Origin of the sequence: Olsenella intestinalis (genome assembly GCF_023276655.1) — a bacterium.
GTDB classification, from domain to species: Bacteria; Actinomycetota; Coriobacteriia; order Coriobacteriales; family Atopobiaceae; genus Olsenella_J; species Olsenella_J intestinalis.
In genome coordinates this window covers 560425-574770 of the sequence record NZ_JALGRK010000002.1, presented here as the reverse complement: position 1 = coordinate 574770, position 14346 = coordinate 560425, and the positions used below count along the sequence as shown (strand labels likewise).

Annotated in this window: 11 protein-coding genes and 1 other RNA gene; 5 read left to right on the top strand and 7 right to left on the bottom strand. The window is 68.1% G+C overall.

Annotated elements, in window-relative coordinates; genetic code table 11:
- Nucleotides 1-32: 32 nt before the first annotated feature.
- Nucleotides 33-383: RNase P RNA component class A (gene rnpB, locus M5D76_RS07210), an RNA gene on the bottom strand.
- A gap of 215 nt (nt 384-598) precedes the next feature.
- On the opposite strand from rnpB, the gene M5D76_RS07205 reads away from it, so the two are divergent.
- The 3 genes from M5D76_RS07205 (at nt 599) to M5D76_RS07195 (ending at nt 3404) form a co-directional block, all read left to right on the top strand.
- Complete coding sequence (locus M5D76_RS07205) at nt 599-1123, top strand: PTS sugar transporter subunit IIA (RefSeq protein WP_248922709.1); 525 nt, start codon at nt 599-601, stop codon at nt 1121-1123.
- 73 nt (nt 1124-1196) lie between these two features.
- On the top strand, nt 1197-1874 hold the full coding sequence (locus M5D76_RS07200; RefSeq protein ID WP_428847237.1) for an IMPACT family protein: 678 nt from the start codon (nt 1197-1199) through the stop codon (nt 1872-1874).
- A 135-nt stretch (nt 1875-2009) separates the two neighbouring features.
- Nucleotides 2010-3404: a CCA tRNA nucleotidyltransferase gene (locus tag M5D76_RS07195; RefSeq protein WP_248922707.1), complete on the top strand. Its 1395-nt coding sequence runs from the start codon at nt 2010-2012 to the stop codon at nt 3402-3404.
- A 71-nt stretch (nt 3405-3475) separates the two neighbouring features.
- Here the strand turns inward: M5D76_RS07195 and M5D76_RS07190 are convergent, their stop codons facing one another.
- From M5D76_RS07190 to M5D76_RS07165, 6 genes are read right to left on the bottom strand one after another with little or no spacing between them, the layout of a single operon-like run.
- Nucleotides 3476-4435, bottom strand: a complete 960-nt coding sequence (locus tag M5D76_RS07190; protein ID WP_248922706.1) for a glycosyltransferase family 2 protein — start codon at nt 4433-4435, stop codon at nt 3476-3478.
- Nucleotides 4436-4445: 10 nt separating this feature from the next.
- Complete coding sequence (locus M5D76_RS07185) at nt 4446-4799, bottom strand: EamA family transporter (RefSeq protein ID WP_248922705.1); 354 nt, start codon at nt 4797-4799, stop codon at nt 4446-4448.
- A complete protein-coding gene (locus M5D76_RS07180; protein WP_248922704.1) occupies nt 4789-5166 on the bottom strand; it encodes a DMT family transporter in 378 nt (125 codons plus the stop codon). The genes M5D76_RS07185 and M5D76_RS07180 overlap by 11 nt, the downstream gene beginning before the upstream one ends.
- Nucleotides 5163-6410 (bottom strand): ATP-grasp domain-containing protein, encoded by a 1248-nt coding sequence (locus tag M5D76_RS07175; protein ID WP_248922703.1) that lies wholly within the window; start codon nt 6408-6410, stop codon nt 5163-5165. The genes M5D76_RS07180 and M5D76_RS07175 overlap by 4 nt, the downstream gene beginning before the upstream one ends.
- 4 nt (nt 6411-6414) lie before the next feature.
- On the bottom strand, nt 6415-7548 hold the full coding sequence (gene rffA / locus M5D76_RS07170) for a dTDP-4-amino-4,6-dideoxygalactose transaminase (RefSeq protein ID WP_248922702.1): 1134 nt from the start codon (nt 7546-7548) through the stop codon (nt 6415-6417).
- A 27-nt stretch (nt 7549-7575) separates the two neighbouring features.
- Nucleotides 7576-10401: a YfhO family protein gene (locus tag M5D76_RS07165; protein ID WP_248922701.1), complete on the bottom strand. Its 2826-nt coding sequence runs from the start codon at nt 10399-10401 to the stop codon at nt 7576-7578.
- A gap of 469 nt (nt 10402-10870) precedes the next feature.
- Here M5D76_RS07165 and M5D76_RS07160 point away from each other — a divergent pair, with 469 nt between their 5' ends.
- Complete coding sequence (locus M5D76_RS07160; RefSeq protein ID WP_248922700.1) at nt 10871-13138, top strand: ABC transporter permease subunit; 2268 nt, start codon at nt 10871-10873, stop codon at nt 13136-13138.
- Nucleotides 13135-14238, top strand: coding sequence for an amino acid ABC transporter ATP-binding protein (locus M5D76_RS09290; protein ID WP_346348405.1), 1104 nt, complete (start codon nt 13135-13137; stop codon nt 14236-14238). The genes M5D76_RS07160 and M5D76_RS09290 overlap by 4 nt, the downstream gene beginning before the upstream one ends.
- The last annotated feature ends 108 nt before the right edge of the window (nt 14239-14346 follow it).

Below are 14346 nucleotides of genomic sequence, written 5' to 3'. Positions count from 1 at the left end.
CCCCGCTCTGCGGGGCCTTTTTTGTTTGAAGGGTGCGAAGCGGGCCGATAAGCCGGGTTCTGTCGAGGACGATCATTTATCTACTGACGTCGTTGCCGACGCCCTCTAGCGCGCAACCCGAGCGCAGTGCGGGCCACACCATAGCGCTCCTATTTGCGTTTGCTCCGGATGGGGCTTGCCAAGCCGCCGTGTCGCCACGACGCTGGTGGTCTCTTACACCACCGTTTCAGCTTTTCCCTTTACCTTGCGGTAGGTGGGAGTCTTCTTTTCTGCGGCGCTTTCCGTCAGGTTACCCTGCCTGGCCGTTAGCCAGCATCCTGCCCTGTGGAGCCCGGACTTTCCTCATGGCACGCAAGGTGCCCCGCGATCGTCTGGTCCACTTCGCGAGAGAAATTGTAGCAGAGGAATCCTGGCGGCACATAACCGTCACGCGAGGCCACGGGGCGCGTCGGGCCGCGTCGGGCCCACGTGCGACCGCGGGCGGATTTATTGGTCGCATTCGCGCGCGACCTGCTGCGAAGATTTCGCTTTTGACTACAATGGTCACAATTGTGTTATCGACATCTGCAGTCCCCAACCTGATCGGAGCATCGAAACCATGGGAATCTTTGACAAGTTCAAGAAGGCCGAGGCCCCCAGCCGTCCCGACGACATCAAGGTCGAGGCAGTCCCCGCAAACATCTACGCTCCCACGACCGGCCAGGTCATCAACATGGAGGACGTCTCCGACCCCGTGTTCTCCTCCGGTGCCATGGGCAAGGGCGTCGTCATCAAGCCCGAGATCGACACCATCTACTCGCCCGTCGACGGCGAGGTGACCGTCACCACGGGCACCCTGCACGCCCTCGGCCTCATGGGCGACAACGGCGTCGAGATCCTCATCCACGTCGGCATCGACACCGTCGAGATGCGCGGCGACGGCTTCACCGGATTCGTCAACAAGGGCGACCGCGTCAAGGCCGGCCAGGCCCTCATGACCTTCGACCGTTCCAAGATCATCGCCGCCGGCAAGCAGGACGACGTCATCATGGTCGTCACCAACACGACCGACCTTCCCAAGGTCGAGCCCGTCTCGCCGCAGCACATCAACGCCGGCGAGGTCGCAGTCGTCGTCACCCAGTAGGCCGCAGGCCTCATTCCGCGCACGCGCGGACGCCAACGCACGAACCCCGCGGGCCCTCTGGGCCCGCGCTTTTATGCGCGCCCCAGCCGGGCGCCGACGCCTCGAGGGGAGAGACGTGGAGAGCTACAGGACCATAGCCGAGGGCGCCCGCCCGACGGGCGAGTTCGTCGACCGCAAGAGCCGCTTCATCGCGCAGCTCGCGCGGGTGGGCTCGCTTGCCGAGGCCGACGAGTTCATCGATGGTGTGCGCTCGAGCCACCACGACGCCCGCCACAACGTTCCCGCCTGGATCCTGTCGGACGGTCGGGAGCGCTGCTCCGACGACGGCGAGCCGCAGCGCACGGCGGGCATGCCGACGCTCGAGGTCCTGCGCGCTTCCGGGCTTGCCAACGTCTGCTGCGTCGTCACCCGCTACTTCGGCGGCACCCTCCTCGGCCCGGGAGGCCTCGTCAGGGCCTACACCGCTGCGACGCAGGAGGCCGTCGCCGCTGCCGAGAAGGCGGGCCAGATCGTCGAGATGAGCATGGTCACGCGCGTCACCGTCACGATCCCGTACGCCGCGTACGGGCGCGTCGAGCGCATGGTTGCCGACCACGGCGGCAAGGTCCGCGACACGATCTTCTCCGAGGACGTCCAGATGAACTGCGCGTTCCTCACCGGCACCGAGGCGCCCTTCCTGCATGCCATGAGCGAGCTGGCGGCGGGGGAGGACCTCTGCGTGGTCGGCGAGCCGACCTTCCAGGAGTTCTAGGCCAAGCCCCTGCCCCGGGCGCCCTCGTCGTGCCGCAGGCTGCCGCCGCCGCGAGCGGACTCCCGCGTCCACCTGCGCCTGCGGCCGTGTTATATTCGTTTCTAAACCAAATTCCAGCCGAGCCGAGGAGTTGAGATGCGCGCAACACCACGAGGCGTCGCATATGGCGTTCCCGACTACGCCCTGTGCGCCCTTCGTGCGCTCGAGGACGCCGGCTTCGAGGCCTGGGTCGTGGGCGGCTGGGTCCGCGACGCGCTTCTCGGCGCGCCCTGCCACGACGTCGACATCACCACCTCCGCGCACTGGCGCGAGGTCAAGCGCGTGCTGGGCGAGAAGAGCATCCCCGTTCACGAGACCGGGACCGCGCACGGCACCGTCACCGCGGTCGTGGACGGCAAGCCCATCGAGATCACCACCTACCGCGTCGAGGGCTCCTACACCGACCGACGCCATCCCGACGAGGTAACCTTCGTCGACGACGTCTCGCTCGACCTGGCCCGGCGCGACTTCACCATCAACGCCATGGCCTATCACCCCGAGAGGGGACTTCTCGACCCGTTTGACGGCCTTGCGGACCTCGGGTCGGGTCTGATTCGCGCCGTGGGCACCCCGGAGCTCAGATTCAACGAGGACGCCCTGCGCGTGCTGAGGGCCGTGCGCTTCGCCTGCCGCCTCGGCTTCGAGGTCGAGGCCTCCACCCAGGAGGCGCTCGTGCGCTGCGCCGACGGCCTCGAGGACATCGCACTCGAGCGCATCGGCCAGGAGGTCGACGGCATCGTGCGCACCGGTCGCATGGGCTGGGCGCTCATGGCCGAGACCAAGGTCCTCGTCCGCGCCGTACCCGAGGTCGGCCCCATGGTCGGCTTCGACCAGCGCAGTCCCTATCACGCCTTCGACGTGCTCGAGCACACCTCGCGCGTCTGTCGCGCGGTGGAGGAGTTCACGGGCGGCGCCGCCTCGCCGGAGCTGCGCTGGGCGGCTTTCCTGCACGACGTGGCCAAGCCCGTCACCTTCACGCAGGACGAGACCGGCCGCGGCCACTTCTTCGGCCACCCCAAGGTCGGCGCCCGCATGAGCGAGATGGTCATGCGCCGCCTCGCGCTCCCGCATGACCTCGTGGCCCCCGTCCGCACCCTGGTCCGCCTGCACGACCACGTGGTGAGGCCGACACCGCGCTCCATGCGCCGCACGCTCCTCAAGTTCGAGGGCGCCTGCCCCGGGCGAGCCGCGAGCCTGGCGTTCGCCCTTCTCGACCTGAAGCGCGCCGACGCGGTCTCCAAGATGCCCATGTGCGCCGACTACGCCGTCGAGATCGACGGGGTCGAGCGCGCGCTTCGCCGCGAGCTCGCGTCGGGCTGCGTCTACCGCATGCGCGACCTCGCCGTGAGCGGCTCCGACGTGATCGAGGCCACCGGCATCAAGCCGGGGCCGGGCGTGGGCCTCATCCTCAAGGGGCTCCTGTCGGCCGTCGTCAACGGCGAGCTGCCCAACGATCGCCGCACCCTGATCGAGAGCATGCGCATCCAGTAGCCACAAGGGAGGGGCCGCCCGCCCGAAGGCAAGCGGCCCCTGTCGCTTCCGGTGCGCATGTGGCGCGCGGCCTACTTGTCGGCCAGCTCGTCCACCTTGTCGCGGATCTCGTTCTCCACCAGGTAGAGGGGTCGACCCTTGGCCTCGGAGAAGGTGTTGCCCACGTAGATGCCCACGACGCCGATGACCGATACGAGCATGCCCCCCACCAGGAAGACCGAAGCGAGCATGCTGGGCCATCCCATGGGGACCGTCGGGTCCGTCAGGCGCCGGACGATCAGCACCACGATGACGAGAAGAGCGAGCAGCATCTGGATGAAGCCGAACCTCACGGCGAGCATCAGCGGCTTGTTGGAGTGCGACGTGATGGTCTCCGTGGCCAGCGCGACCTTCTTTGCGAAGGAGTACGACGACTCGCCGGCGAAGCGCTCCTCGGCCTTGATGTCGACCGTGGCCTGCTCGAAGCCGACCCACGTCATGAACAGCGAGTAGTCGCGCCCCTGCTCGCGCATGCTGAGGTAGGCCTCGCGCGCGCGGCGGCTCGCGATCGAGAAGTTGCCGATCGTGGGGTCGATCTCGGTCTCGGCGAGGTAGGAGAAGACGCGGTAGTACGCGCGCGAGAGCGCGAGCGTGATCGCGGAGTCCTTGCGCCCGCCACGGCGCGCGAAGACGACGTCGTAGCCCTCCTTGGCCTTAAGGTAGAGGTCGCGAATGAACTCGGGCGGGTCCTGGCAGTCGCAGTCCATCACGACGGACCAGGTTCCGCGGGCGCGGTCGAGGCCCGCGGTGATCGCGCGCGACTGGCCGAAGTTGCGCGCCAGGCGCATGCCCACCACGTGCTCGTCCTCGAGCGCGAGCCTTTCGACGTCCTCCCAGGAGCCCTTGGGGCAGCGGTCGTCGACGAGGATGATCTCGTAGGACCCGACGAGGGCGGAGAGAGTCTCGGTGAGGCGGCGGTGCAGCTCGGGGAGGGCCTCCGGGCACCCGTAGACCGGGACGACGACTGAGATTTCGATGTCTGAAGTATTCATTCGACCCATTCTATCCAAGTAGTGCGAACGTGCAAATGCCCCCGACGATCAGCGCGAGCGCGAGGAGCTTCTTGGCCGTGACGCGCTCGTGGAAGATGAGCGCGCCGAAGATCGTGACGTAGACGTAGCTCGTCGACTCGAGCACGGGGCCGAGCGACAGCGGCACCTCGCGGTACGCGAAGACCGTGAGCAGCGTCGAGACGACGAACAGGGCGTAGGCGCCGACCACGAGCGGGTTGGCGTACTCGCGGATCGCGCTCTCGTGCGGGCGCGACGCCGAGATCTTGAGCATGACCTGCGAGATTGCGCTCACGAAGACGCTGCCCAGAAGGATTCCGGAGTAGATGAGGACGCTATTCTCCATCGGCCGCCTCCTCCTGCGTCTCGCCGTCCGCGAGCGAGAAGAGCACGATGCCGGCCACGACCATCACGGCGCCGGCGATCTTGCCGGGCGTGATCGCCTCGGAGAAGAACAGCGCACCCCAGAAGATGCCCCACACGACCGTGATGCCGCGGTTGGCGTAGGCCGTGGTGAGCGGCATCCTCTTGATGACCTGCTGCCAGCCGATGGCGTAGCCCGCCAGGATCACGAGCAGGCCGCCGTAGCAGACGACGAAGCCGAGGCTCAGGAAGTCGAAGCCCGCGGCGAGCTTGCTCATCACGTCCGAGAGCGAGTAGAAGAGCAGCAGTATGTGCAGAAGCAGCAGGGTCCTGCCCTGGGTCCTGCTCATCGAGCGTCTCCCCTCGCGTAGGCGGCGAGCTGCTCGGGCAGGTAGGGGGCAAGGTCGGCGGCGCTCGCGGCGGACATCACGAAGTGCCCGAGGCGCGTGGAGCTGTCGGTCACGCTGTGGCCGTCGGTGTCGTCGGAGGTCATCTGCTTGTAGGCGACGAGCTCGGGGTGCTCGCGCTCGACCTGGGCGAGAAGAGCCTCATCCTCCGCGTTGAAGAGGAAGCGCGACGCCGAGGCGCGCGGCTCGTGGGCGGGGGTGAGGTCGGGTTCGTTGCCGAGCGCGACGTCGACGACCGCGCCGACGAAGTCGACGCCGCAGGAGAGCGGCACGAGGTGGCTGCCGATGCAGTCGCCGCCCATGCGCGCGCCGATCTCGATGATGCGGATCGTGCCGTCGGGCGCGATCTTGAGCTCGGAGTGCGAGGCGCCGAAGGTGACGCCGAGCGTGTCGAGGGCGTGCGTGACGACCTCGCGGACGCGGCTGTCGAGCTCGGGGGAGAGGAACGCGGGCTCGAGGTGCGCCGTCTCGATGAAGTGCGGCGCGCCCGTGGTGCCCTTGCGCGTGATGGTGAGGATGTGGTGCGTGCCCTGCCAGCTCATGCCCTCGACGCTGAACTCGTCGCCCTCGGCGAACTCCTCGACGAGCGCCTCGCGCCTGAAGCCCTGCTCGAAGGCCTCGCGAAGGGCGGCGGCCACGGCGCCGGGCTCGTGGTCGGCCTCGACCTTGGTCACGCCGCGGCTGCCGGAGCGGTCGGTGGGCTTGACGATGAGCGGGTAGGCGAGGCCGTGCTCGCAGGGGTCGAAGGCGTCGAGCTGGGACTCGGTCAGGTGCACGGCGTGGCTCTTCTCGGCGGCGTCGTCCTCGAGCGAGACGAGCAGGCTCTTGGGGGAGGGGTCGCCGGCCGCCTCGAAGGCGCGCCTCATGAGGTTCTTGTTGGTGGAGCGCTCCATGCAGGCGACGGAGTTGCCCGTGAGCGAGAGCTCCTCGGCGACGTGGCTGACGGCCACCGTGGCGAGGTCGCTCGCGATGGTGCAGATGCCGTCGACGCCGACCTCGCGGCAGATGCGAACGATCTCGTCGACCTCGGTGATGCTGACGGGGTGGAAGACGTCAGCGGCGGTCTCGCCCACGTCGCCGCACTGCCACGCGAAGGCGTGGACCTCGCAGCCCTTCTCCTGGGCGCGCTCGATGAGCGGCATCTGGAAGTGGGAGGCGCCGATGACGGCGAGCTTCTTCTTGGGCATGCGACTAGCTCCGCTCGAGGTACTCGAGGGCGGCGGCGATGACGGTCTCGCGGTCCTCGCGGGTCAGGCCATAGTACATGGGCAGGCGCACGAGGCGGTCGCTCTCGGAGGTCGTGTAGCGGTCCTCGCCCACGAACTCGCCGAACTTGAGGCCGGCCGGCGCGCTGTGCAGCGGCACGTAGTGGAAGACGCACTGGACGCCGCGCTCGCGCATGTGCGCGATGAAGGCCGTGCGGTCCTCGAGGTCGCGGAGCTTCAGGTAGAACATGTGGGCGTTGTGGGCGCAGCCCTCGGGGATCGTGGGCAGCTCGACGCGGCCCTTCTCGGCGAGGTCGGCGAAGGCGTCGTGGTAGCCCTGCCAGCTGGCGAGGCGGTCGTCGTTGATCTTGTCGGCGACCTCGAGCTGCGCCCAGAGGTAGGCCGCGAGCATGTCGCTCGGCAGGAAGCTGCTGCCCCAGTCGACCCAGGTGTACTTGTCGACCTGGCCACGGAAGAAGCGGGCGCGGTTGGTGCCCTTCTCGCGCAGGATCTCGGCGTCCTCGATGGGCTCCTCGTCGCGGATGAGCAGCGCGCCGCCCTCGCCCATGGAGTAGTTCTTCGTCTCGTGGAAGGAGAAGCAGCCGAAGTCGCCGAAGGTTCCGAGCGCCTGGCCGTGGTAGGAGCTCATGACGCCCTGGGCCGCGTCCTCGACGACGCGCAGGCCGTGGTCGCGCGCGATCTGCATGATGGTGTCCATCTCGCAGGAGACGCCGGCGTAGTGGACGGGCACGATGACCTTGGTCTTGGGCGTGATGGCCGCCTCGATGAGGTTCTCGTCCATGTTCATGGTGTCGGGCCTGATGTCGATGAACTTCAGGCGGGCGCGCTGGCCGACGAAGGCCGTCGCGGTGGAGGAGAAGGTGAACGACGGGAGGATGACCTCGTCGCCGGGCTCCAGGTGGCAGAGGGCCGCCGCCAGCTCGAGTGCGCTCGTGCCGCTCGTGGTGAGCAGGGCGCGCCTTGCGTCGAAGCGCTGCTCGATCCATTCGCTGCACTGCTTGGTGAAGGCGCCGTCACCGCAGATCTTGAGGTTGTCGATCGCCTGCTGGATGTTCTGGAACTCGGTGCCGACGAACGGCGGCTTGTTGAACGAGATCATATGATTCCTACTCCTTCTCTCGTGTTCCTACGAACGCTTGCGTGGGCGGCCCAGCGCCACTGCCAGCGCGGCCGTCGCCAGGATCGCGACGCCCGACACGGCAAGGCCCTCGGCCAAGCCTGGGGTTGCATAGCGAAGCTCCACACTATGATGACCCTTTGTGAGGTCGATTGCCATGAAGCCTGTGTCTGCCCTCCGTACCTCCACGGGATTGCCGTCGACGACGGCGGTCCAGCCCGTGCTGTAGGCGACGGAGAAGAGCAGCGTGCTGGGCTGGTCGACCTCGATCGTGCCGGAGAGCCCGCTGCCGCTGCGGCTGACGCCCTCGAGCGCGCGGGCCTGGCCGGCCGCGACCCAGTCGGCGCGCGCCTCGTGGGTCTCGGTCTGGACGGAGATCGCGTCGAAGTCGTACTCGCCGGCCTCGCTGAAGGTGATGGTCACGGCGTGCGCGGCCTCGTCGGCGTAGCCGAGCGAGACGAGCCAGGTGTCCTTGCCGCCGTACATGTGGTCGGACGGAACGTAGTTGGTGACGTAGCCCGTGCCTGCGGAGGCGTCGGTCGTCGCGGAGAGGGCGTAGGCGTCGGAGCCCTTGAAGGCGAGGTCCTGCGCGAGCAGGTTCGCCCTCTGGTACCAGCTCATGCCCTGCGTATCGCCGGCGAGCTCGGAGGGCTTGAGCGCGCGGTAGGAGAGGCCCTTGAGGCACAGGTAGGTGTCGGAGGCGGGCCTGCCCTCGAAGCGCAGGGTGACGCTCGCGCCGGGGACCTGAGCGATGACGCGGCCGTCCTCGTAGGTGGCGCCCTGCGTGGACTCCACGGCGACCTCGTGGGTCTGGTCCTCGAAGGCGAGGTCTGCCGCGCTCACGCGCGTGGCGCCCGCGCCTTCCGCCGCACTCGCGTCGTCCTCGAGCACGACGGCCTGCAGCAGCGCCTGCTGGCGCTTGGCGGCGTCGAGCGACAGGTAGTCCGAGCGCGAGATCGCGCGGTCGAGCGCGAAGGCGAGGGGCATGGCCGAGTCGCTCTTGAGGAGGCGGTAGGGGTGGCCCATCACGCTCTTCTCGGCAACGGGATGCGCCTCGTCGAAGCCATAGGGCGCGGGGTCGGTCCCGTCGGCGCGCTGCACGTAGTAGCGCACGCCCAGGAGGCTCATGAGGTCGCTTCGGCCCTGGAGGCTCACGTAGCTGAAGTTGATGTCGTCGCCGGCGACGGCCAGCTCGGTGTGGAAGGCGTCGACGCCGTCGTTGTAGATGCTGTTGTAGAAGTCGGGCGCCTCGAGGCCGAGCACCAGGCTGTTGTTGCGGATGCGCGCGACGGGCGCGCCCGAGCCCGGGGCGGAGAGGCCGGCGTCGTAGCGCCACCAGCCGCCGTCGTTCGCCTCGAGCGCGACCGAGTCCGCCGAGGCGCTCGTGAGCTTGGCGTAGCCCATGCCGAGCGGCACCTGGCCGCCGGCGATGCCGCCCTCGTCGGCCGCCAGGAAGTAGAGGCCGTTGACGCCCAGGCAGATCGCGAGGGCGCAGGCGAGAAGGGCGCGAGGCGCGGCCTCGGGCCTCGGCGCGCAGACGATCGCGAGGGCCGCCAGCAGGGCCGCGAAGCCCGCGACGTTGGCCTCGGTGCGGAAGGAGGGCACGAGCAGGAGCAGGGCGTAGGCGGCCGCGGTGGCGACGAGCACGCGGCGGTCGAGCGTGCGCGGGCGGGCGAGCGCGGGCGCCATGCGCGCGACCACGAGGGCGACGCAGAGGGCGAAGGCCCAGGCCCAGCGGTTCGTGGCGTAGTTCAGGCCGTTGAAGAAGGAGCCCACGGCCGGCACGAGGAAGAACGCGCCGAGCACGCAGACGCAGGCCTTGAGCTCGCGGTTCTCGCCGCGCCTCGCAAAGAGCAGCGCGATCGCGAGCAGCGCGAGGCCGCCGAAGCCCTGGTAGGTGTCGCTACCCACGTCGTGCGTCGAGAGGAAGCCTCCCAGCAGGCCGAGGTAGTAGTCCCCGGAATAGAGCAGGGGCACGACCGTGCTCTTCTCGACCACGCGACCCATGTTCGCAAGCGCGGACACGGCGGGCACGATGGCGAAGCCCGCGAGCGCGAGGGCGAGCAGCGTGAGGCCCGCAAACGCGGCGAACCAGCGCATGAAGCGCGCGGCCGTGAGGTTCGGGCGCTGGGTCATGACGACGCGCACGGCCAGGTAGCCGACGAGAAGGACGCACGCCATGAACGTGAAGTAGTACGAGGTGATGGCCAGCAGCGCGAGCGGCGCGAGGTAGCCCCAGGGGCGTCTGCCCTGCAGCATGCGCTCGGCACCCGCGAGGACGAGCGGGAAGAGGATGAGGGCATGCAGCCCGCTCGACCAGCGCACGACCGTGAGGCCCGCGCCGCAGAGCGCGTAGAGCAGCGCGCCCAGGACGGTGCCCGTGCGGCTCTCGCCCCTCACGCGGCAGTAGTGGGTGAAGGCGAGGCCCGCGAGGTAGAGGCGGAAGACGACGAGGAGCTGGAAGACCCACTCGCTTATGGCCTCGGGCGTGATGGCCGAGACGAGGTTGAGCGGGTCGAGGAAGACGTCGAAGGTGGTGGCAACGTCGGCGCCGTAGCCCGAGCACCACTCCCACAGCGGCACCTGGAGCCCTCCGCCGGAGAAGAGCCCCGAGACGATCGAGCGGATCCACTGGCCCTCGTAGACGAAGAAGGGGTAGTACTGGTTGAGGCCGTCGACGTTCCAGATGAGCTCGCGCCCGCTGAGCGGCACCCAGGCCAGGACGATGAGGGCGAAGAGGGGGAAGAGGACGTTGTAGGCGTGGTAGCAGCCGCGCCCCGTGCGGCCGGGCTTGCGGTCCTCCCAGCTCACGAGGGCGTGCTCGAACCTCCCCAAGCGCTCGGCGACCCGGCTTGTCCGCCTTGCGCCACGCTCTTTCGTCTCGGTCTGCATCCCTGGCACTCACCCGTCGTCCGAACCGTACACATTTCCTCAAAATCATATACGTACCAGCGTCCTCTTGCATCGAGATGCGCCCGCCAGCCAAGATTCTTCATGCCCGCCGCCCGCCTGCGGCGCACGTGTGCCTCGAGGCCACTCTGCGCTGCAGAATCACGCCCTCGAGGGCGGCTTGCGCACACGACATCCGGGCGTGGCCGCCCAAAGCGCTCGCACCATCAAACATGCGTCAAGTTCTCGCGGCGCAGGCCCTCCCTCGCCCTTGCGTGCCTCGGCCGCCGCGAATTGGGCGCCTTCGGCAGGGTCGGATGTGGTGCGCGCATGTCCCAACCCCTACAGTTGGTGCGTAGCTAGGCCGTATGCGACCAGAGCGACGGGACGCCGGTCCCGTGCGATTGGAGGCACGATGCGCCCATCCAGACCCAGGCTGCCACGACTCTTTGCCGCGCTCGCGTGCGCCTTCGCCCTCATTGGCTGTATGCCGGCCGTCGCGAGCGCCGACGCCACGGGCGCGAAGCCCATCTACACCTCGCTCGAGCAGCTCAAGGGCAAGCGCATCGCCTACGTGAACGGCAGCGTGTACAACCAGGCCATGCAGAAGAAGGTCGAGGGGACCTCCGAGCAGTTCTACGCCTCGATTGCCGACTGCGTGAAGGCCGTCGAGACCGACAAGGCCGACGCCGCGGTGCAGCTCTCGTACTGCCTCGAGCTCGCCGAGAACCGCAGGGAGGGCTCGGTCGCACTTCTTCCCGAGAACCTCGGCGAGGTCGAGGAGGCCTTCTTCTTCCCGCACGGTGACCCGCTCGTGGGGAAATTCAACGAAATCATCCAGAGGTACGAGTCGGACGGCACCATCGACCAGCTCAAGGCAAAGTGGGTCGGCACCGACGAGTCGGCCAAGACGATCCCGGCCCAGGACTGGGACGCCCCCAACGGCACGCTCAGCTTCGCCACGTCGGGCGTGCTCGAGCCCTACTCGTACGTGGGCGCGGGCGGCGAGGCCCTCGGCTACGACGTCGACCTCGCCCTCCACATCGCGAAGGACCTCGGCTATCGCCTCAACGTCTCGACGATCCCCATGGACTCGATCTTCGCCGCGGTCCAGTCGCACAAGGTCGACTTCGGCGGCACGCTTACGAACACGGCCGAGCGCGCCCAGGTGGTCGACTTCAGCAGGAAGGTCATGCCCTCCTACATCTCCGTCATAGCGAAGGCCGACGGCTCCGCCTCGGGCGGCGGCCTCGAGTTCAACTCCGCCAAGGAGCTCGACGGCCACAAGGTCGGGGTCCTCAACGGGTCGATAACCGACCGGTTCGTCGACGCGGCCATCGGCGGATCGCGCGACTACACCTACCTCAACACCACCGGCGACATGGTCGCGTCCCTGAAGGCGGGCAAGATCGACGCGTTCTGCGCGGACGAGCCCGTCGCGCTGCTCGCCGTGAGCAACAACGAGGGCATCGGCGCCATCAACGAGAAGGTCGCCGACGACAAGTACGGCCTCATCTTCCCGAAGGGCTCGCCCCTCAAGGCGGAGTTCGACACCGTGATCGAGGAGTTCAGGGCCGACGGCACCCTCGACGCCCTCAAGAAGAAGTGGACCGGGCCCAGCGATGCCGAGAAGAGCATGCCCGAGAAGGGCTGGGACACGCCCCGGGGAACGCTCAAGATGACGACCTGCGCCACGCTCGAGCCCATCTCCTACATGCGAAACGGCGAGGTGGTCGGCTGCGAGATCGAGCTCGTCGAGCTCGTCTGCAAGCGGCTCGGCTATGGCGTCGAGTTCGTCGACCAGGATTTCTCGGCCTGCCTGGCCGGCGTGCAGACGTCCAAGTACGACCTCGGCGGCGGTGGCGTCTCCATCAGCGACGAGCGCCGCCAGCAGGTCGACTTCAGCGTCCCCGTCTACGACAGCACCCCCGTCTTCGTCGTGCGTGCGAAGGCCGAGCCCGGCGCCGTGGCAAGCTTCGTCGACGGCATCGCCCGCTCGTTCAAGAAGACCTTCGTCGACGAGGGTCGCTGGCAGCTCGTCCTCTCGGGCCTCGGCGTCACGTTGTTGGTGAGCGTGTGCTCGGGCGTGCTGGGGACGCTGCTCGGCTACGCCACCGTGCTCGCGCGCCGCAGCGGCGTCCGCTGGGTCGGCCGGCTCGTCGACGGCTACCAGGCGATCATGGGCGGCGTCCCGCTCGTCGTCGTCCTCATGGTCCTCTACTACGTGGTGTTCGGCGCCTTCGACATCCCCGGCGAGATCGTGGCGATAGTCGCCTTCACGCTCGCCTTCGGCGCCGCGTCGGGGTCGACTATGTGGACCGCGATCGACGGCATCGACGCCATCCAGGAGGAGACGGGCCTGGCCCTCGGCTACACCAGCAGGGAGGTCTTCCGCAAGATCATCTTCCCGCAGGCGGCGCAGCAGTTCAGACCACAGCTCGTCGGCCAGTTCGTGAGCCTCGCGAAGGACACGGCGATCGTCGGCTACATCGCCGTGCAGGACCTCACGCGCGCGAGCGACCTCATCCGCGCGCGCACGATGGACGCCTTCTTCCCGCTCATCTCCACCGCAATCATCTACTTCCTGCTCTGCCGCCTGATCGCCTGGGCGCTCAGGAAGGCCACTGCCCGGATGGACGCGAGCGCACGCCCGCGCAAGATCGAGGGGGTCAGCGAGCGATGAGCCTCATTGAAGTCAGCCACCTCCGCAAGGAGTACCCGAACGCCTGCCCCCTCAAGGACGTGAACGCCAAGGTTGAGGAGGGCGAGGTCATCTCCATCATCGGTCCCTCTGGAACGGGCAAGTCGACCTTCATCCGCTGCCTCAACCGCCTCGAGACGCCCACGAGCGGAAGCATCGTCGTCGACGGGCAGGACATGTGCGCACCCGACGTCGACCTGCCACGCATGCGCCAGAAGATGGGCATGGTCTTCCAGAACTACGCCTTGTTCAACCACAAGCTCGTCGTCGAGAACCTCATGATGGCGCCCATGGATTTGCTTGGCCTCTCGAAGCAGGAGGCCTACGACCGCGCGCTCGACCTTCTCGAGACCGTCGGCCTGCGCGACAAGGCCCTCAGCTGGCCCAGCGAGCTCTCCGGCGGCCAGCGCCAGCGCGTCGCGATCGCGCGCGGCCTCGCCATGGACCCGAAGATCCTGCTCTTCGACGAGCCGACCTCCGCCCTCGACCCCCAGATGGTCTCCGAAGTCCTCTCGGTCATCACGAAGCTTGCCGAGCGCGGCCTCACGATGCTCGTGGTCACCCACGAGATGCGCTTCGCGCGCGAGGCGAGCTCCCGCGTGTTCTACATGGACCAGGGCGAGTGCTGGGAGGCCGGGCCTCCCGAGCAGATCTTCGACCACCCCCAGCGGCCCGAGACCTACGAGTTCATCTTCCGCGTGCGCAGCTGGGAGTGGGAAGTGGAGTCGCTCACGCCCGACCTCGTCGCCATGAACGCCTCGCTCGAGGAGTACTGCGCGCGCCAGTTCATGGACAGCCGCGCCACCCACGCCTGCCTGCTCATGCTCGAGGAGACGGTGGTGGGCGTGCTCCTGAGGATCGCGCGCGAGCGCGGCGTCACCGACCCGGGCATCCACGTCGGCTTCTCCGCGGGGGAGGGCGGCGTGAACAAGGTCATGACCCTCGACTATCGCACGCTCCTCTCGCGCGGTTTCGTCCCGGAGGACGAGGACTTCGACCCCCTCGCCGAATCCATCGTCAGGGGCCTGTGCGAGAGCTGGGACGAGACCGAGCCGGGCCTCGTGCGCATCGGGCTGCGTTGATCTGCCTTCCTGACGTTAGGCAAGGGGCCGCTGGCAGCTTGCCGTGCACCTGCGGCAGATTCGGCGCCCGGGGCTCTTCTATGATTTGGGCGAAGTGGCCATACCGCG

Excerpts from the sequence above, each read along its gene's own strand:
- M5D76_RS07195 (WP_248922707.1), top strand. The coding sequence starts at position 2,010 with ATGCGCGCAACACCACGAGGCGTCGCATATGGCGTTCCCGACTACGCC.
- M5D76_RS07190 (WP_248922706.1), bottom strand. The coding sequence starts at position 4,435 with ATGAATACTTCAGACATCGAAATCTCAGTCGTCGTCCCGGTCTACGGG.
- M5D76_RS07160 (WP_248922700.1), top strand. The coding sequence starts at position 10,871 with ATGCGCCCATCCAGACCCAGGCTGCCACGACTCTTTGCCGCGCTCGCG.
- M5D76_RS07180 (WP_248922704.1), bottom strand. The coding sequence starts at position 5,166 with ATGAGCAGGACCCAGGGCAGGACCCTGCTGCTTCTGCACATACTGCTG.
- M5D76_RS09290 (WP_346348405.1), top strand. The coding sequence starts at position 13,135 with ATGAGCCTCATTGAAGTCAGCCACCTCCGCAAGGAGTACCCGAACGCC.
- M5D76_RS07200 (WP_428847237.1), top strand. The coding sequence starts at position 1,197 with ATGCGCGCCCCAGCCGGGCGCCGACGCCTCGAGGGGAGAGACGTGGAG.
- M5D76_RS07175 (WP_248922703.1), bottom strand. The coding sequence starts at position 6,410 with ATGCCCAAGAAGAAGCTCGCCGTCATCGGCGCCTCCCACTTCCAGATG.
- M5D76_RS07185 (WP_248922705.1), bottom strand. The coding sequence starts at position 4,799 with ATGGAGAATAGCGTCCTCATCTACTCCGGAATCCTTCTGGGCAGCGTC.
- rffA (WP_248922702.1), bottom strand. The coding sequence starts at position 7,548 with ATGATCTCGTTCAACAAGCCGCCGTTCGTCGGCACCGAGTTCCAGAAC.
- M5D76_RS07205 (WP_248922709.1), top strand. The coding sequence starts at position 599 with ATGGGAATCTTTGACAAGTTCAAGAAGGCCGAGGCCCCCAGCCGTCCC.